The organism is Cupriavidus sp. OV096 (assembly GCF_900115455.1).
Lineage (GTDB): Bacteria > Pseudomonadota > Gammaproteobacteria > Burkholderiales > Burkholderiaceae > Cupriavidus.
This window is the reverse complement of sequence record NZ_FOWM01000001.1, coordinates 252,710-270,152: the sequence shown is the minus strand read 5'-3', so window position 1 is coordinate 270,152 and position 17,443 is coordinate 252,710. Positions and strand designations below refer to the sequence as shown.

Here is a 17,443-nt window from a genome sequence, read left to right as displayed (position 1 = left end):
CGCTGTTGCCTGATTGTGCGGGGAGTGTGTGACGTGTAACGCGAACGGCTACGAAGATGTGCCGCGAAGGAATGCAGCAAAAGAATATGGGGGACGAGCCTGACCCTCGGCACTGATGGAAAACGGCTGTGGCTGCTTCGTTCCCGACCTGACCAGGTTGACCGCGCCACCATGCGAGGAGGCCCGTCCGACCGGCATTGTATCGCAACCGGCCGGCGGCGTCCCGAAATTAGTTGGAATACGATTTGTTCTAGCTAGTTTGATCTGACGCAGGCTGTGCGCCGGAGGATCGCTGGCAGCATGGCGGACTGGAAAAATCGTTCCATCTGAATGAGCCAGGACATGAACGCAAACGACCAGATCTTGCGCGGCGCGCTGGCGCCGCAGGACATTTCCACCGAAGTGCTGCTGGAGAAGTACGCCAAGGGCGAGGAAAGCACCATTGCCGATGTGCGTGCCCGCGTGGCGCGTGCGCTGGCGGAGGCCGAGCCGGCCGACCGGCGCGAGATGTGGGGCGCGCGCTTCCTCTGGGCGCTGGAGAACGGCTTCGTGCCGGCGGGGCGGATCAATTCCGCCGCTGGCACGGGTATCCAGGCCACGCTGATCAACTGCTTCGTCCAGCCCGTGGGCGACTCGGTTTCCGAGGCGCGCGACGGCAAGCCCAGCATCTACGCGGCCGTGGCCCAGGCGGCCGAGACCATGCGGCGCGGCGGCGGGGTGGGCTACGACTTCTCGGCCATCCGCCCCGGCGGGGCGCTCGTGCGCGCGACGCACTCGCGCGCGTCCGGGCCGGTGTCGTTCATGAAGGTGTTCGATGCTTCCTGCGCCACCGTGGAGTCCGCCGGCGCCCGGCGTGGCGCGCAGATGGGCGTGCTGCGCTGCGACCACCCCGATATCGAGAGCTTTATCCACGCCAAGGACCAGGGCGACCTCACCAACTTCAATATCTCGATCGGCGTGACCGATGCGTTCATGCAGGCCGTGGAGGCAGATGGCGAGGTGGAACTGGTCCACGAGGCCGAGCCGGGCATGGACATGATCGCCGCCGGCGCCTATCGGCGTGATGACGGCCAGTGGGTCTACCGCCGCGTGCCGGCCCGCCAGCTCTGGGACCAGGTCATGCAGGCCACGTATGACCATGCCGAGCCGGGCATCCTGTTCCTGTCGCGGATCAACGCGGACAACAATCTCTATTACTGCGAGACCATCGAGGCGACCAACCCGTGCGCGGAGCAGCCGCTGCCGTCGTATGGCTGCTGCTGCCTCGGGTCGATCAACCTGACCGGCTTCGTGCGCCAGCCGTTCACGGCCGAGTCCTATTTCGATTTCGAGGCCTTCGCCGAGGTCGTGCGGGTGTCCACGCGCATGCTGGACAACGTGCTGGACGTCACGTTCTGGCCGCTGCCCGAGCAGGAGGCCGAGGCCCGCGCCAAGCGCCGCATCGGCCTGGGCTTCCTGGGGCTGGGGAGCGCGCTGGTGATGCTCGGCCTGCGCTACGACGGCGATGCCGCGCGCGAGCTGGCCGGGCGGATTTCGGAAGCCATGCGCGACCATGCCTACCTGGCATCGGTGGAGCTGGCCGACGAGAAGGGCGCCTTCCCGCTGTTCGAGGCCGACCAATACCTGGCCGGCGGCTTCGTGAGCCGGCTGCCCGAGGCCGTGCGCGACGCCATCCGGGCGCATGGCCTGCGGAACTCGCACCTGCTCTCCATTGCCCCAACGGGCACGATCACGCTGGCATTTGCCGATAACGCGTCGAATGGCATCGAGCCGGCGTTTTCGTGGACCTACAACCGCCGCAAGCGGATGCCGGACGACAGTTACCGATCGTTCGAGGTGGCCGATCACGCCTGGCGACTGTATCGCCACATGGGCGCCGACATGGAGCGGCTGCCGGAGAGCTTCGTCACCGCGCTCCAGATGTCGGCGCTGGACCATATGCGCATGCTGGAGGCGGTGCAGCCCTATATCGACACCAGCATCAGCAAGACCGTCAACGTGCCGGAGGACTATCCGTACGAGGCCTTCCGCAACCTCTACCTGGAGGCCTGGAAGGCCGGCCTGAAGGGGCTGGCGACCTATCGGCCCAACAGCGTGCTGGGCGCCGTGCTCTCGGTCACGCCTGCCGCCGCCCCGGCGACGGCCTCCACCGCCACCACGGCCACCCCGGACGACGATCCGCTGACGCGCCCGTTCAACAGCCGGCCGCTCGGAGACCTGGAAGGCGTGACGTCCAAGGTGGAGTATCTGACCTACGAGGGCCACAAGACCGTCTACCTGACCGTGAACTTCATGCGGGTCTCGGGCGTCATCGATGGCAAGCCGGTGACGGTGGAGCGGCCGCTCGAGTTCTTCATGCCGGCGGGCCAGCGCACCGAGGGGCAGCAGTGGATCACCTCGACCATGCGGCTGCTGTCGATGGTGGCGCGCTCCGGCGGCCCGGTGGCCAAGGCACTGGCGGACATGCGCAACGTGGTCTGGGACAAGGGCACGGTCCGATATGGTGCATTGGTGCGCCAGGACGGCACCGAGGTGCCGCGTTTCCATGATTCCGAGGTGGCCGCCATCAGCTACGCGCTCCAGCGCATCCTGATCAAGCGCGGGTTCCTGGACGAGGACGGCGCCCAGGTGCCGGCGGCGGCGCTGGCGGCCCGGCTGGCCGGGCGGGACGCGTTCCAGGCCGGCGAACCGGCCCTGGCGCTGGCCGGCAACCCGACGCGGCCGGCCCCGGCCGGCCACAACCCCGGCGTGGGCACCGGCAAGCCTTGCCCCGAGTGTGGCGCCCACGCCCTGCACAAGGTGGATGGCTGCGCCAAATGCGCCAATTGCGGCTACGTGGGGGAGTGCGGTTAATCGGCGCCATTCGGGGCGGCGCGTTTTGCTACAATCGGCGCCATGAGTTATCAAGTTCTAGCGCGCAAATGGCGCCCCAGGGATTTCACCACGCTGGTGGGCCAGGAGCACGTGGTCCGCGCGCTCACGCACGCGCTGGAACAGCAGCGGCTGCATCACGCCTACCTGTTCACCGGCACCCGTGGCGTGGGCAAGACCACGCTCTCCCGGATCCTGGCCAAGGCCCTCAACTGCACCGGCATTGACGGGGCGGGCGGCATCACGGCCCAGCCGTGCGGCCAGTGCAAGGCCTGCCTGGAGATCGACAGCGGCCGTTTCGTCGACTACATCGAGATGGACGCGGCGTCCAACCGGGGTGTGGACGAAATGGCGCAACTGCTGGACAAGGCGGTCTACGCGCCGACCGTGGGCCGATTCAAGGTCTACATGATCGACGAAGTCCACATGCTGACCAACCACGCCTTCAACGCGATGCTGAAGACGCTGGAAGAGCCGCCCGGACACGTCAAATTCATCCTCGCCACCACCGATCCGCAGAAGATTCCGGTCACGGTGCTGTCGCGCTGCCTGCAATTCAACCTGAAACAGATGCCGCCGGGGCATATCGTCTCGCATCTGGACCATATCCTGGGCCAGGAAGGCATCGGCCATGACGGCAACGCGCTGCGGCTGCTGGCCCAGGCGGCCCATGGGTCGATGCGCGACGCGCTGTCGCTGACCGACCAGGCCATCGCCTATAGCGCCGGACAGGTCTCCGAGGAGGCCGTGCGCGGCATGCTCGGCGCCATCGACCAGAGCTACCTCGTGCAATTGCTGGACGCGCTGGCAGCCGAGGACGGCGCCGCCATGCTCGGGATTGCCGATGCGATGGCGGACCGCAGCCTGTCGTTCGCCGGCGCGCTGCAGGATCTGGGCTCGTTGCTGCACAAGGTGGCGCTGGCGCAGGCCGTGCCGGCGTCCGTGCAGGACGAATGGCCCGAGGCTGACGAAGTACGGCGGCTGGCTGGCGTGTTCGACGCCCAGGAAGTGCAGCTGTTCTACCAGATTGCCAATATTGGCCGCAACGAACTGGCACTGGCGCCGGACGAGTACGCCGGCTTCACCATGACGCTGCTGCGCATGCTGGCCTTCCGGCCGTCCGCCAGCCCGGCGACGGTGGGCGGGCAGGGCGGTGGCGGCCAGCAGCAAGTTGCCCGACCGCGCCCCGCCGCGCCGGCAGCACCCGCGCCGCGTGTGGCGGCTGCGCCGGTGGCGATGGCCCCGGCTGCTGTTCCGGTTGCTGTGCCCACGCCTGCCGCTGTTTCGGCTCCGGTGGCGCCAGTCGCTCCGGTGCAGGCCGCCGAGCCGGTTCGACCCGCACCCGTGGCACCTTCTGTCCGCGCCGCCGAGCCGGTGACGCCGGTCCGGGCGGAAGCGCCCGCGCCGTCCGCTCCGGCACCGGTGGCCGATGCCGCCGCGATGTCGCCCGCCAAGGCCGCCTTGCTGGCCGCCCGCCAGGCCACGGCTGGCCGTGGCGGCGCGCGGCCGATGTCGGCGCCCGCTGCTGCGGCAGCGCCGAGCCCGCGTCCTGCCGCCCAGCCGTTGCGTCCGCCTGCGGCGGCGCGTCCGGCCACGGCCGCCACGCCGGCACGGCAGGTGCCGGCCGCACCCGCTGCCCAGCCGGCCAGGCCAGCCCAGACGCCGCAGCCGGTGCAGTCCGCCCCGGCAGCCAAGCCGGCCAGCAGCGAAGTGCCGCCTTGGGAGGAATTGCCCCCCGATTTGCCGGTGATCGGCCCGTACGACAGCGATCCGGGCTATGACCCGAGCTTCGGCGGCTACGACAGCGGTTTCGAGTCGGACTCGTTCGAACCCGCGCCGCGCGCCAGCCGCGCCGCGCCGCAGTCGAAGCCGGCGCGCCGGCCGGAACCGGAGGCCGCCGCACAGCCCGCTCAGCCGGCTGTGCAACTGGCCCCGGCGATTCCGCCCGTGGCGCCAAGCGCCGCCGATGACGGCACGCCGCCCGTGTTCACCGACGACTGGCCGACGCTGGCCGCCACGCTGCCGCTCAAGGGCTTGGCCCAGCAGTTGGCGTTCCAGAGCGAGTTGCACCGCGTGGTCGGCCGCACCCTGCACCTGCGCGTGCCGGTGGCGGCCATCGCCGAAAACAATGTCGCCGAACGGCTCCAGGCCGCGCTGGTCGAGCAATTCGGCGTGGAAGTGCGCGTGCAGTGCGAAATTGGCGCTGTCACGCACACGGCGGCTGCTGTCGATGCAGCGGCACGGGCCGAGCGCCAGCGCGAGGCCGAGTCCACGATTGACGGCGATCCGTTCGTGCAGGGGCTGTTGCGCGAGTTCGGCGGGCAGATCGTGCCCGGCTCCGTCCAGCCACGCGCCGCCTGACAACCATTCCCGGGGCGGCCAGACCAGCACCACCGGCGCCGCCCCGCCATCCACACATATTGATTCAGGAGTATCCCCATGATGAAAGGTCAACTGGCCGGGCTGATGAAGCAAGCCCAGCAGATGCAGGAAAACATGAAGAAGATGCAGGAGCAGCTGGCCCTGATCGAGGTTGAGGGCCAGTCCGGCGCCGGTCTCGTGAAGGTGCTGATGACCTGCAAGAACGACGTGAAGCGCGTGACCATCGACCCGAGCCTGCTGGCCGACGACAAGGACTTGCTGGAAGACCTCGTCGCCGCCGCGTTCAACGACGCCGTGCGCAAGGCCGAGGCCACCACGCAGGAGAAGATGGGCTCGATGACGTCCGGCCTGCCGCTGCCCCCGGGCTTCAAGCTGCCGTTCTGATGACGCATCTGACAGGGGCGCGCCGATGAGAGCGGCGCCGCCCACCTCGCTGCAGGCGCTGATCGAGGCGCTCAAGGTGCTGCCCGGCGTGGGGCCGAAGTCCGCCCAGCGCATGGCCTATCACCTGCTGCAGCACGACCGCGACGGCGCACGCAAGCTTGGCGACGCGCTGCGCGGTGCTGCCGACGGCATCCGCCATTGCGAGCGCTGCAACACCTTCACCGAGCAGGAGATCTGCGAGACGTGCCGTGACACCGCGCGCGACGCCTCGCTGCTTTGCGTGGTGGAGACGCCGGCCGACCAGGTGATGATCGAGCAGACGCTGACCTATCGCGGCCAGTATTTCGTGCTGATGGGGCGGCTCTCGCCGCTCGACGGCATCGGCCCGAAGGACATCCACCTGGACCGGCTGCTGGCCCGCGCCACGGACCCCGAACTCGGCGGACCGGTGGGCGAGGTCATCGTGGCCACTAATTTCACGAGCGAGGGCGAGGCCACTGCGCACTACATCGGCGAGATGCTGAAGTCGCGCGGGCTCAAGGTGTCGCGGCTGGCGCGCGGCGTGCCCGTGGGCGGCGAACTCGAATACGTGGACGCGGGCACCATCGCCCGCGCCGTCATGGACCGGCGTAGCCTGTAGGTATCGGACTTCCTCGGACAAACATGAATCTGGCGCGCTTCGACCTCGTGACGCTTGGCCTGTTCGTGGCCGTGGCCCGACAGGGCAGCATCTCGGCCGGCGCGCGCCAGTCGCACCTGGCCGTGGCGGCCGCCAGCAAGCGGATTTCAGATCTCGAAGCCGCCGTGGGCGCGCCGCTGTTCTTCCGCCACGCCGCCGGCGTGCAACTGACCGAGGCCGGACAGGCCTGCTACCACCATGCGCTGACCATCCTCCAGGACGTGGAACGGATGGCTGGCGTGATGTCGGACTACGCGTCCGGCGTGCGCGGGCAGGTGCGCGTGTGCGCCAACACCTCGGCCATTACCCAGTTCCTGCCGGACGACCTCGCGGCGTTCATGCGCCAGCATCCGACCATCCGCATCGAGCTGGAGGAGCAGAACAGCAGCGAGATCGTCGCCGCGCTGGTCGAAAACCGCGCCGATGTCGGCATCTTCGCCGATCGCACGCCAAGCTCCGGGCTGGTGACCGTGGAATACCGGCAGGACGAGTTGGTCATCATCACGCCGCCCGGGCATCCGCTGTCCGAGCGCGGGCCCGTGCATTACGCCGATACGCTCGAATACGACTTCGTGAGCTTGCCTCAGGTGACCTCGCTGGCGGCGCGGCTGCTCGAGGAAAGCAGCCGGCTGGAGCGGCAGTTCCGGCTGCGCATCCAGGTGCGCAGCTTCGACGCGATGTGCCGCATGGTCATGGCCGGGCTGGGCGTGGGCGTGCTGCCGCGCATCGCGGCCGAGCCGCACGTGAAATCGATGGGGCTGTCGCTGGTGCCGCTGCAGGACGCCTGGGCGCGCCGCTCGCTGCTGATCGGCATGCGCGATCCGGCCGGGCTGACCGTGTCGGCGCGGCTGCTCATCACCCATCTCTGCGGCGACCGCGCGCCGTTCTAAGGCGATCTCCGCGCCATCCCCCGGGATCCCCGGGCGAACTCCGGGTAAGCCCGCCCCTTCGCGTTCCGAGAAAGCCCGCTTGCCGGAATGCCGATTCCGTCGCCCGCGCCGCTGGTGCACACTCCGACCCAACATGAAAAGCCAGTCCCGCAGATCGATGCGGCGCGGCAGCCACGGTCATCACGGAGACACCTCACATGGCGCAACAGATTCTCGAAGGCATTCGCGTCCTGGAACTGGGACAACTGATTGCCGGCCCCTTTGCCGCCAAGACCCTCGCGGATTTCGGCGCCCACGTGGTCAAGGTGGAGCCGCCCGGCCAGGGCGACCCCCTGCGCAAGTGGCGCATGATCCACGAAGACACCTCCGTCTGGTGGGAAGCGCAGTCGCGCAACAAGCAGTCCATCGCCATCGACCTCCGTCAGGCGGAAGGCCAGGCGCTGGTGCGCAAGCTGGCCACCGAGGCCGATGTCCTGATCGAAAACTTCCGCCCCGGCACCATGGAAAAGTGGGGTCTGGGCTGGGATGTGCTCCACGCCGCCAATCCGAAGCTGATCATGGTGCGGGTGTCCGGCTACGGCCAGACCGGCCCGCGCCGGGACGAACCCGGCTTTGCCGCCGTGGCCGAGGCCATGAGCGGCCTGCGTTACCTGACCGGCGAGCCGGGCCGGCCGCCGGTGCGCGCCGGGCTCTCGCTGGGCGATACCATCGCCGGCCTGCATGGCGCCCTCGGTGTGCTGCTGGCCCTGTACGAGCGCGATGCGCGCGGCGGGGTGGGGCAGGTGATCGACGTGGCGCTCTATGAGTCGCTGTTCAACCTCAGCGAAAGCCTGCTGCCCGAGTACTCGGCCTTTGGCGCCGTGCGCCAGCCGGCTGGCGGCGCGCTGCCGGGCATCGCGCCGTCCAACGCCTATCCCTGCGGTTGCGGCGAATATGTGCTGATTGCCGCCAATGGCGACGCAATCTTCCGCCGCCTGATGGCTGCGATGGGCCGCGCGGACCTCGGCGAAGATCCCGCGCTGGCCCGCAACGACGGCCGCGTGAAGCGCGTGGACGAGATCGACGCCGCCATCGCCGCCTGGACCCAGACCCAGACCGTCGAGTCCGCACTGGTGGTGCTGCGCGAGGCCGACGTGCCGTCCGGCCGCATCTACACGGTCAAGGACATCGCCGAAGACCCGCACTACCGGGCGCGCGGTGTGATCGAAACCGTGACGTCGGCCCGGGGGCTGAGCGTGGAAGTGCCGGGCATCATCCCGAAGCTGTCCGCCAACCCCGGGGCCATCCATGACCGCGCGCCCACGCTGGGCGAGCATACCGATGCCGTGTTGGCCGAATCCGGCTTCGACGCGGCCGCCATCGCCGACCTGCGCGCCCGAGGAGTGATCGCATGAGTGCCCAACGTTATCCGCTGGCCGGGCCGGCCAAGATCGAAATCAACGATGTGGCGCCGCGTGACGGCCTGCAGATCGAGCCGGTGGTCGTGCCGACCGAAGGCAAGGTGGCCTTCGTCAACGCGCTGGCCCACTGCGGTTTCGCGCGCATCGAGGCGACGTCGTTCACATCGGCCCGCGCCATTCCCGCGCTGGCCGATGCCGAGGCCGTGATGCACCAGATCGAACGGGTGCCGGGCGTGGCCTACACGGTGCTCGTGCCGAACCTGCGCGGGCTGGAGCGCGCGCTGTCGTGCCAGCCGGACGAGGTGAACCTCGTCATGTCGTGCAGCGAAACCCACAACCGCGCCAACCTGCGCATGACGCGCGAGCAGTCCAAGGCGCAGCTGACGGCGATGATCGACGAGGCCGGCAAGGCTGGCGTGCCGGTGAACGTGTCGCTTTCCACGGTGTTCGGCTGCCCGTTCGAGGGCGATATCCCCGAGGCCGATGTGATGGCCCTGGCGCGCCGATTTGCCGATGCGGGTGCGTCGGGCATCACTTTGTGTGATACCACGGGCATGGCCTATCCGAACCAGGTGGCGGCGATGTGCGAGGCATTCCAGCGCGCGCTGCCGCAGACCGGGCTGACCATCCACCTCCACAACACGCGCGGCATGGGCCTGGCCAATGCCATCGCGGCCTGGCAGACCGGCGTCACGCGCTTCGACGCGGCCGCCGGCGGTCTTGGCGGCTGCCCGTACGCGCCCGGCGCGAGCGGCAATGTCAGCACGGAAGAACTCGTCCACATGTTCGCGTCGATGGGCGTGGACACCGGCGTAGACCTGGACGGCCTGCTGGCCGTGGTCGGGGGCCTGCCGGCACTGGTTGAGCGCGAAATTTCCAGCCAGCTGCTGCGCGCCGGCCCGCGCCTGCGCACCCATCAACCCCCGGCCTGGATGGCTGAGCACTTCGCCGGGCAGTAACGCCAGAGATTCAGATCCCTTCGCTTCCCTATATAACAAGCACGGAGACAACCATGAACCGCAAGACTCAACTGACGGCCGCCGCGCTGCTGGCTGGCATGACACTCGTACCTGCCGCCCAGGCGCAGGACAGCACCTATCCCAACAAACCGGTGATGCTGGTGGTGTCCGCCGCGGCCGGTGGCACGACGGACATCGCCGCGCGCCTGATCTCGGAGCCGCTGTCCAAGGCACTCGGCCAGTCGGTCGTCGTCGACAACAAGCCGGGCGGCAACGGCACCATCGCCGCGCAGGCCGTGCAGCGCGCCAAGCCGGATGGCTACACGCTGCTGGTGCAGTATTCGGGCTACCACGTGATCACGCCGCTGCTGACCAAGCAGCCGTGGGATCCGGTGAAGGACTTCGCGCCCGTGGCGAACCTGCTGTCCGCCCCGCAGGTGCTGGTGGTGCGGCCGAGTCTGCCGGTCCACTCGCTCAAGGAACTGGTGGCCTACGCCAAGGCGAATCCGGGCAAGCTCAACTACGCGTCGTCGGGCAATGGCTCGCTCCAGCACGTGTCCACGGAATTGCTGAACCTGCAGGCCGGCACGAAGATTACCCATGTGCCATACAAAGGTACCGGCCCGGCGATGACCGACCTGCTGGGCGGCAACGTCGACCTGACCATCACCACGCCGCCGCCGCTGATGGGCCATATCGCCGCCGGCAAGCTGCGCCCGCTGGTGGTGACCAGCAAGACGCGCCTGCCTAGCCTGAAGGACGTGCCGTCGGCACCGGAGGCGGGCTATCCCGACCTGGACGTGTCGTCGTGGTTCGCCATGTACGCGCCGGCCGGCACGCCGAAGCCCGTCATCGACAAGCTGACTTCGGAGATCGAGAAGATCATGAAGTCCGATGCCTTCCGCAAGAAGGCCGAGGAACTGGGCGCCGAGGCGCGCTACATGAACCCGCAGCAGCTTGATCAGTACCAGCGGGCCGAACTGACGCGCTGGGGCAAGGTCATCAAGTCCGCCGACATCCACGCGGAGTAAAGCGGAGGAGGTCACGGAGCCAGACATTCCGACCATGGCAAGGTGATCGAAAGGCGGCGCACGTACACTGTGCGCCGCCGCGCTGCGTTTACGGCCGGCATTGCGTTGCGTTGGCAATGTCCGCCAAATGTCTGCATCGTCCGGTAGGTGTTGATCCCGATGCGGGCACCGGCCGCGGCCAGTAGCATCGCAATTTGCCGCAAGGCGGCACGCAACGAACAAAAACAGGTAGTCAGGTAGGAGAGCATCTCATGTACGACAAGACATTCTGGAAGCGGGCGCTGATCGCACTGGCCCTGTTCCTGGCCGGGTGGTTCACCTTCAGCAGCGCGCAGGCGCAGGGCAAGCCCGAGAAGACCAAGGTGACCATCGCCGTGGGGGGCAAGAATCTCTTCTATTACCTGCCGCTGACGATTGCCGAGCGCCTGGGCTACTTCAAGGAAGAGGGCCTGGACGTGGAAATCGTCGACTTCGCCGGCGGCGCCAAGGCGCTCCAGGCCGTGGTCGGCGGTAGCGCGGACGTGGTGTCCGGCGCCTACGAGCACACCATCAACCTGCAGGCCAAGGGCCAGCAGTACCAGGAATTCGTGCTCCAGGGCCGTGCGCCGCAGATCGTGCTGGTGGTGTCGAACAAGACCATGCCGAACTTCAAGTCGATTGCCGACCTGAAGGGCAAGAAGATCGGCGTGACCGCGCCGGGTTCCTCGACCAATATGATGGCCAACTTCGTGCTGGCCAAGTCGGGCCTGAAGCCGTCGGACGTGTCGTTCATCGGCGTGGGCGCCAGCGCCGGCGCGGTGGCCGCCATGCGCTCGGGCCAGATCGACGCGATGGCCAACCTGGATCCGGTGGTGTCGATGCTGACGCAGAAGAACGAGGTGAAGATCGCCTCGGACACCCGCACGCTCAAGGAAACCCAGGCGGTGTTCGGCGGGAATATGCCGTCGGGCTGCCTGTATGCCTCGACCGCCTTCATCCAGCAGAACCCCAACACCACGCAGGCGATGACCAATGCCATGGTCCGCGCGCTCAAGTGGCTGCAGAAGGCTGGCCCGTCGGACATCGTGAAAACCGTGCCCGAGAGCTACCTGCTGGGCGACCGCGCGCTCTATCTGGCCGCCTGGGAGCAGGTCAAGGAAGCCATCTCGCCGGACGGCACGATGCCGGCTGATGGCCCGAAGACGGCGCTGAACACCTTGCAGCAGTTCGATCCTGAGCTGAAGGGCAAGTCGATCAAGCTCGAGAACACGTTCACGAACACGTTCGTCCAGCGCGCCAACGCCAAGTACAAGTAATCGACAAGTCAGCGCACCCGCCTTCACGCCGCCCGCCGCGCGCGCAACGCTCGGCGGGCTTGTGTTTTCTCTGAGTCCAGTTTTTCGACGAGTTTTCTTCGAGCAATGAGCACGCCCGCACTTTCCCTCGAGAACGTTACCTGCACCTTCGTCTCGCGCGAGGACCGCAGCCAGCGCTACACCGCCGTGCGCGATGTCACGCTGTCCATCCAGCCCGGCGAGTTCGTCTCGGTGGTGGGCCCCACGGGCTGCGGCAAGTCCACGCTGCTGAACGTCGGCGCCGGCCTGCTGGAGCCTTCCAGCGGCACCGTGCGCGTGTTCGGCGAGCCGCTGGTCGGCATCAACCGCCGCGCCGGCTATATGTTCCAGTCCGAGGCGCTGATGCCGTGGCGCAGCGCACTGGACAACGTGATTGCCGGCCTGGAATTCCGCGGCGTGCCGCGCGCCGAGGCCGAGGCGCAGGGCGAGGAATGGCTACGCCGCGTGGGCCTGGGTGGGTTTGGCGACCGCTATCCGCACCAGCTCTCGGGCGGCATGCGCAAGCGCGTGAGCCTGGCGCAGACGCTGGTGCTGGACCCGGACATCATCCTGATGGACGAGCCGTTCTCGGCGCTGGACATCCAGACCCGCCAGCTGATGGAAAACGAGGTGCTGGACCTCTGGGCCGCCAAGCGAAAGGCCGTGCTGTTCATCACGCACGACCTGGACGAGGCCATCGCCATGAGTGACCGCGTGGTGGTGCTGTCGGCCGGCCCGGGCACCCATCCGATTGGCGAATTTGCGATCGACCTGCCGCGTCCGCGCGACGTGGCGGAAGTCCGCAACCATCCGCGCTTCGTGGAGCTGCACGCCGCCATCTGGGACGTGCTGCGCGAGGAAGTGCTCAAGGGCTACGCGCAGCAGCGCAAGGTCGCCTGACCCTCTGACGATACAAAAACTCGTAGAACAACGATATGGCTTTTCGAGCGGATTCTAAGGGCATGCTGCGTGTGTGGCAGCTGCTGGTGCTGGTGGTGATCCTGGGGGTGTGGCATGCGGCCACGCGCTCGCAAGAGGTGGCGTTCTTCTTCGGCGAACCGCTGATGGTGGCGAAGCGCATCTGGACCTGGTTCGTCGTCGAGCGTGACATCTATATCCACCTGGGCGTGACGCTGCTGGAGACGGTGCTGGCGTTCGGCATCGGCACGGTGGCCGGGCTGGGCGTGGGGCTGTGGCTGGCGTTGAGCCCGTTCACCTCGGCCGTGCTCGACCCGTATGTGAAAGCGGCCAACTCGATGCCGCGCGTGATCCTGGCGCCGATCTTCGCGGTCTGGTTCGGGCTGGGGATCTGGTCGAAGGTGGCGCTGGCCGTGACGCTGGTGTTCTTCATCGTCTTCTTCAACGTCTACCAGGGCGTGAAGGAAGTGAGTCCGGTGGTGCTGGCCAACGCACGCATGCTCGGCGCGAACCAGAAGCAACTGCTGCGCCACGTGTACCTGCCCAGCGCCACGAGCTGGGTGTTCTCGTCGCTGCACACGTCAGTGGGTCTGGCGTTCGTGGGCGCGGTGGTGGGCGAGTACCTGGGTTCCGCGCGCGGCGTGGGCTACCTGATTCTCCAGGCCGAAGGCACGTTCGACATCAACACGGTGTTCGCGGGCATCGTAGTACTGACCGCGTGCGCGCTGGTGCTGGACTGGATGGTGACGGTGGGGGAGATGCGGCTGATGAAGTGGCAGCCGAGTTCGGGTGAGACCGAAAAACTCTGAAATACTGCGTTAAACGTTGTTGAATTCGCCCTCTCCCGGCCATGTCCAGACAAAGGACAGGCCGGGGAAGGGCGGAGAAGCGTTACGGCATGATGACGATCTTGCCGGTCACCTTGCGCGCTTCCATGTCCTTCAGCGCCTGCGGCGCCTGCTCCAGCGGGTAGCGTGCCGAGATGTGCGGGCGAATCTTGCCTTCCTTCATCCAGCCCAGCATCTGCGCCATATTGGCCTGATTGTTACGTGGCTCGCGACGGGCGAAATCGCCCCAGAACACGCCGACCAGCGACGCGCCCTTGAGCAGGGCCAGGTTCAGCGGCATCTTCGGGATCTCGCCGTTGGCGAAGCCCACCACGAGGTAGCGGCCACGCCAGCCGATCGAGCGGAAGGCCGGCTCGGCATAAATCCCCCCAACCGGGTCATAGATGACGTCCGGGCCCTTGCCGTCGGTCAGCGCCTTGACGCGCTCGCGCAGGTCTTCGGTGCTGTAGTTGATCAGCGCGTCGGCGCCGTGCTCCTTGCAGACCGCCAGCTTCTCGTCGGTAGACGCCGCCGCGATCACCCGCGCGCCAATCGCCTTGCCGATCTCGATGGCCGCCAGGCCCACGCCGCCGGCCGCGCCCAGCACCAGCATCGTCTCGCCAGCCTTCAGCTCGCCCCGGTCCACCACGGCGTGGTGGGAGGTGCCGTAGGTCAGCGTGAAGGCGGCGGCCACGTCGAAGTCGATGCCGGGCGGCATCGGCACCACGGCGCTCGCCGGGGCCTTGGCCTGCGTGGCGAAGGCGCCGTTGCCGAGATAGGCGATGACCTTGTCGCCGGGCTTGACGTGCGTCACGCCCGCGCCCACCGCGTTGACCACGCCGGCCAGCTCCGAACCGGGCGAGAAAGGCAGCGCCGGCTTGGCCTGGTACTTGTTCTGGATGATCAGCACGTCGGGGAAGTTGACCCCGGCGGCCTTGACGTCGATGACGACCTCGCCATCGCCGGGCACGAGGTCCGGGAGGGTGTCGAGCGAAAGGGAATCGGGCGGGCCCCAGGCTTTGCAGAGTACGGCTTTCATCTTGTCTCCGGTGGTGGTGTTGTGGTGTGGCGATGGTCTGCGCTCCGGGAAGTGTAGCGCAAAAAAGCACGATCGTTCTGTTCGCGTCGGGCGGCGGTTCCACGCCGTTTTGGTGCCGCGATGGCCGCTTTGCTCGGGTACAATCGCGGCCATGCATATCCTTCTCGCCAACGACGACGGTTATCTCGCGCCGGGCCTTGCCGTTCTGCATGCCGCGCTCGCCCCGCTTGCGCGCGTGACGGTGATCGCGCCCGAGCAGAACCATAGCGGTGCGTCGAATTCGCTCACGCTGCAACGTCCGCTCTCGGTTTTCGAGGCGCGCGAGGGCGTGCAGAAGGGTTTCCGTTTCATCAATGGTACGCCCACCGACTGCGTGCACGTGGCGCTGACCGGCCTGCTCGAGGATCGGCCCGACCTGGTAGTGTCCGGCATCAACCAGGGCCAGAACATGGGCGAGGATGTCCTGTACTCGGGCACCGTGGCCGCCGCCATCGAGGGCTATCTGTTCGGCATCCCGTCCATCGCGTTCTCGCAGGTGGACAAGGGCTGGGAGCACCTGGACGCCGCCGCGCGCGTGGCGCGCGAGATCGTGGAGCGCGTGATCGCCAGCCCGCCCCAGGAGCCGTTCCTGCTCAACGTCAACATCCCGAACCTGCCGTTCGAACATCTGAAGGGCCAGCGCGCCACGCGCCTCGGCAAGCGCCATCCTTCGCAGCCGGTCATCACGCAGGTGAATCCGCGTGGCGATACCAACTACTGGATCGGCCCGGCCGGCGACGCGCGCGACGCGAGCGAAGGCACCGATTTCCACGCCACCGCCAATGGGTTTGTCTCGCTGACGCCGTTGCAGCTCGACCTGACCCATCGCGCGCAGCTCGAACAACTCGGACAGTGGCTGGGGTAGGCGTGTCGTTCGCGTCGGCCCTCCAGTCTTCGATTCCGGTATCGCGCCGATGAGCACCACGCCGCGCCGATCCCGCTTTCCGCTGCCGCTCGATGCGGTAGTCGAACGCAAGCCCGCGCCGAAGCGCACGGCCGGCCTGCCCGCCGTGGGCGGCCGGCATGTGGCCGCGCCCGCGCCGGCGACCGTCAAGCCACGCAAGCCGTCCGCACCGCCTGCGGCCCCGCCGCCACCGGGCAGTGCCGTGGAGGCGCGTGCCTCGGCGGCCACGGCGGGCGGGGGCGGCATGGCGTCCGATCGCGCCCGCACCGCGTTGGCTGCACGGCTGCGTGCCGGCGGCATCCGCGACGAGCGCGTGCTGAGCGCCATCGCCACGGTGCCACGTCATCTGTTCATGGAGCCGGGGCTGGCCTCGCAAGCCTATGAGGACGCCGCGCTGCCGATCGGCCATCAGCAGACCATTTCCAAGCCGTCGGTGGTGGCGCGCATGATCGAACTGCTGCGCGAGGGCCTCACGCCGGACCAGCCGATCCCGCGGGTGCTGGAAATCGGCACCGGCTGCGGCTACCAGGCTGCCGTGCTGAGCCTCGTCGCGCAGGAAGTGTTCTCCATCGAGCGGATTCGTCCGCTCCACGAACAAGCCAAGGCGAACCTGCGTCCGCTGCGCGTGCCGAACATCCGCCTGCATTACGGCGATGGCATGCTCGGGCTGCCGCAGGCCGCACCGTTTTCCGCCATCATCCTGGCCGCCGCCGGGATGGACGTGCCCGAGGCGCTGCTCGGGCAACTGGCGATTGGCGGCCGGCTGATCGCCCCGGTGGTGGCATCCGCACCGGGCGGCCCCGGCCAGACCGTCACCCAGCAGCTCTTGCTGATCGAGCGCCTGAACCGTCATCGGTTTCACAGGACCGCGCTTGAAGCCGTTTTCTTTGTGCCCTTAAAATCGGGCACCATCTGAGTCGAACTATGCACAACATCGTGAAATCGGAACATTTCGCACGTTTGGGACAACGTTTCACCGTCACCGCGCTCGTCGCCCTGCTGGCTGCCTGCGCCAATTCGCCCATGCCCGCCCCGGTGGTGGACCGTACCTCCACCGCAGGTGGACAGGCCGCCGCGTCCGTGGAGCCGGCGCCGCCTGGATACTATCGGGTCAAGCGAGGCGATACCCTTTACCGTATCGCGCTCGAGAACGGGCAGTCGTATCGCGACGTGGCGTCGTGGAACAATATCGGCAATGCGAATCAGATCGAGGTCGGACAACTGCTGCGCGTTGTGCCGCCGAGCGCCGACGCTAACGTAGCCCCGGGCGTCGCCACGGTGCCGGTGGCGCCTGGCACGGTGCAGTCGCAGCCGATTGACGCGGCGCGCCCGGTCGGCACCCCTGTCGGGACCCCCTCCGGCACCACGGCAGCGGCCTCGGTGCCGGCCGCCACGCCCTCGGCCGGTGCATCGGCAGCAGCGGCGGCTTCGGCCCCGGCTGGCGACGTCCGCCTGTCCTGGCCCGCCAGCGGTCAGCTGATCGGAAAATTTGATGACAAAGGTAACAAAGGCATTGATATCGCTGGTAAAAAAGGCGATGCCGTGCTGGCTGCCGACGAGGGTAGGGTGATTCACGTAGGCCCCTTGCGCGGCTACGGGAATCTTGTCATCATCAAACACAACGACACGTATCTCACCGCCTACGGTCATAACGACAAGGTGCTGGTGGCAGAGCAGTCAATGGTCCGCAAGGGCCAGAAGATTGCCGAAATGGGTAACAGTGATACTGACAGGGTCAAGCTGCACTTTGAGGTTCGCAAGAACGGAAAACCGGTCGATCCGATGCGGTATCTGCCGCCACAGTGAG

Annotated in this window: 15 protein-coding genes and 1 other RNA gene; 14 read left to right on the top strand and 2 right to left on the bottom strand. The window is 67.6% G+C overall.

Annotation, left to right across the window (positions count from 1 at the left end):
* Positions 1-89: 89 nt before the first annotated feature.
* Positions 90-188, bottom strand: an RNA gene (gene ffs, locus BM115_RS01270) — signal recognition particle sRNA small type.
* A 154-nt stretch (positions 189-342) separates the two neighbouring features.
* Between ffs and BM115_RS01265 the strand changes: the two genes are divergently transcribed.
* The 11 genes from BM115_RS01265 to BM115_RS01215 all read left to right on the top strand — a co-directional run bounded on the left by BM115_RS01265 (position 343) and on the right by BM115_RS01215 (position 13,636).
* A complete protein-coding gene (locus BM115_RS01265) occupies positions 343-2,853 on the top strand; it encodes an adenosylcobalamin-dependent ribonucleoside-diphosphate reductase (protein ID WP_092290833.1) in 2,511 nt (836 codons plus the stop codon).
* 42 nt (positions 2,854-2,895) lie between these two features.
* Complete coding sequence (locus tag BM115_RS01260; protein WP_092289735.1) at positions 2,896-5,232, top strand: DNA polymerase III subunit gamma/tau; 2,337 nt, start codon at positions 2,896-2,898, stop codon at positions 5,230-5,232.
* 78 nt (positions 5,233-5,310) lie between these two features.
* Entirely contained in the window at positions 5,311-5,637 is a 327-nt protein-coding gene (locus BM115_RS01255; protein ID WP_092289733.1) for a YbaB/EbfC family nucleoid-associated protein, read from the top strand.
* A gap of 25 nt (positions 5,638-5,662) precedes the next feature.
* On the top strand, positions 5,663-6,277 hold the full coding sequence (gene recR / locus BM115_RS01250; protein ID WP_092289731.1) for a recombination mediator RecR: 615 nt from the start codon (positions 5,663-5,665) through the stop codon (positions 6,275-6,277).
* 23 nt (positions 6,278-6,300) lie between these two features.
* The gene (locus BM115_RS01245) at positions 6,301-7,206 is read left to right on the top strand and encodes a LysR family transcriptional regulator (protein ID WP_092289729.1); all 906 of its coding nucleotides are present in this window, start codon (positions 6,301-6,303) and stop codon (positions 7,204-7,206) included.
* 197 nt (positions 7,207-7,403) lie between these two features.
* Complete coding sequence (locus BM115_RS01240) at positions 7,404-8,600, top strand: CaiB/BaiF CoA transferase family protein (protein WP_092289727.1); 1,197 nt, start codon at positions 7,404-7,406, stop codon at positions 8,598-8,600.
* Positions 8,597-9,565, top strand: a complete 969-nt coding sequence (locus tag BM115_RS01235; RefSeq protein ID WP_092289725.1) for a hydroxymethylglutaryl-CoA lyase — start codon at positions 8,597-8,599, stop codon at positions 9,563-9,565. The genes BM115_RS01240 and BM115_RS01235 overlap by 4 nt, the downstream gene beginning before the upstream one ends.
* A gap of 53 nt (positions 9,566-9,618) precedes the next feature.
* Entirely contained in the window at positions 9,619-10,596 is a 978-nt protein-coding gene (locus BM115_RS01230; RefSeq protein WP_092289723.1) for a Bug family tripartite tricarboxylate transporter substrate binding protein, read from the top strand.
* Between the two features lie 251 nt (positions 10,597-10,847).
* The gene (locus BM115_RS01225; protein ID WP_092289721.1) at positions 10,848-11,891 is read left to right on the top strand and encodes an ABC transporter substrate-binding protein; all 1,044 of its coding nucleotides are present in this window, start codon (positions 10,848-10,850) and stop codon (positions 11,889-11,891) included.
* A gap of 105 nt (positions 11,892-11,996) precedes the next feature.
* Positions 11,997-12,809: an ABC transporter ATP-binding protein gene (locus tag BM115_RS01220; RefSeq protein WP_092289719.1), complete on the top strand. Its 813-nt coding sequence runs from the start codon at positions 11,997-11,999 to the stop codon at positions 12,807-12,809.
* Between the two features lie 35 nt (positions 12,810-12,844).
* Complete coding sequence (locus BM115_RS01215; RefSeq protein WP_092289717.1) at positions 12,845-13,636, top strand: ABC transporter permease; 792 nt, start codon at positions 12,845-12,847, stop codon at positions 13,634-13,636.
* An 82-nt stretch (positions 13,637-13,718) separates the two neighbouring features.
* Here the strand turns inward: BM115_RS01215 and BM115_RS01210 are convergent, their stop codons facing one another.
* Positions 13,719-14,693 (bottom strand): NADPH:quinone oxidoreductase family protein, encoded by a 975-nt coding sequence (locus tag BM115_RS01210; RefSeq protein WP_092289715.1) that lies wholly within the window; start codon positions 14,691-14,693, stop codon positions 13,719-13,721.
* Between the two features lie 151 nt (positions 14,694-14,844).
* Between BM115_RS01210 and surE the strand changes: the two genes are divergently transcribed.
* From surE to BM115_RS01195, 3 genes are read left to right on the top strand one after another with little or no spacing between them, the layout of a single operon-like run.
* Positions 14,845-15,597 carry a 5'/3'-nucleotidase SurE gene (gene surE, locus BM115_RS01205; protein WP_092289713.1) on the top strand — a complete coding sequence of 251 codons (753 nt, stop codon included), beginning with the start codon at positions 14,845-14,847 and terminating at the stop codon, positions 15,595-15,597.
* Between the two features lie 49 nt (positions 15,598-15,646).
* Positions 15,647-16,552 carry a protein-L-isoaspartate(D-aspartate) O-methyltransferase gene (locus tag BM115_RS01200; RefSeq protein WP_092289711.1) on the top strand — a complete coding sequence of 302 codons (906 nt, stop codon included), beginning with the start codon at positions 15,647-15,649 and terminating at the stop codon, positions 16,550-16,552.
* Between the two features lie 8 nt (positions 16,553-16,560).
* Positions 16,561-17,442, top strand: a complete 882-nt coding sequence (locus BM115_RS01195) for a peptidoglycan DD-metalloendopeptidase family protein (RefSeq protein ID WP_092289709.1) — start codon at positions 16,561-16,563, stop codon at positions 17,440-17,442.
* The last annotated feature ends 1 nt before the right edge of the window (position 17,443 follow it).

Excerpts from the sequence above, each read along its gene's own strand:
- BM115_RS01265 (WP_092290833.1), top strand. The coding sequence starts at position 343 with ATGAACGCAAACGACCAGATCTTGCGCGGCGCGCTGGCGCCGCAGGAC.
- BM115_RS01260 (WP_092289735.1), top strand. The coding sequence starts at position 2,896 with ATGAGTTATCAAGTTCTAGCGCGCAAATGGCGCCCCAGGGATTTCACC.
- BM115_RS01255 (WP_092289733.1), top strand. The coding sequence starts at position 5,311 with ATGATGAAAGGTCAACTGGCCGGGCTGATGAAGCAAGCCCAGCAGATG.
- recR (WP_092289731.1), top strand. The coding sequence starts at position 5,663 with ATGAGAGCGGCGCCGCCCACCTCGCTGCAGGCGCTGATCGAGGCGCTC.
- BM115_RS01245 (WP_092289729.1), top strand. The coding sequence starts at position 6,301 with ATGAATCTGGCGCGCTTCGACCTCGTGACGCTTGGCCTGTTCGTGGCC.
- BM115_RS01240 (WP_092289727.1), top strand. The coding sequence starts at position 7,404 with ATGGCGCAACAGATTCTCGAAGGCATTCGCGTCCTGGAACTGGGACAA.
- BM115_RS01235 (WP_092289725.1), top strand. The coding sequence starts at position 8,597 with ATGAGTGCCCAACGTTATCCGCTGGCCGGGCCGGCCAAGATCGAAATC.
- BM115_RS01230 (WP_092289723.1), top strand. The coding sequence starts at position 9,619 with ATGAACCGCAAGACTCAACTGACGGCCGCCGCGCTGCTGGCTGGCATG.
- BM115_RS01225 (WP_092289721.1), top strand. The coding sequence starts at position 10,848 with ATGTACGACAAGACATTCTGGAAGCGGGCGCTGATCGCACTGGCCCTG.
- BM115_RS01220 (WP_092289719.1), top strand. The coding sequence starts at position 11,997 with ATGAGCACGCCCGCACTTTCCCTCGAGAACGTTACCTGCACCTTCGTC.
- BM115_RS01215 (WP_092289717.1), top strand. The coding sequence starts at position 12,845 with ATGGCTTTTCGAGCGGATTCTAAGGGCATGCTGCGTGTGTGGCAGCTG.
- BM115_RS01210 (WP_092289715.1), bottom strand. The coding sequence starts at position 14,693 with ATGAAAGCCGTACTCTGCAAAGCCTGGGGCCCGCCCGATTCCCTTTCG.
- surE (WP_092289713.1), top strand. The coding sequence starts at position 14,845 with ATGCATATCCTTCTCGCCAACGACGACGGTTATCTCGCGCCGGGCCTT.
- BM115_RS01200 (WP_092289711.1), top strand. The coding sequence starts at position 15,647 with ATGAGCACCACGCCGCGCCGATCCCGCTTTCCGCTGCCGCTCGATGCG.
- BM115_RS01195 (WP_092289709.1), top strand. The coding sequence starts at position 16,561 with ATGCACAACATCGTGAAATCGGAACATTTCGCACGTTTGGGACAACGT.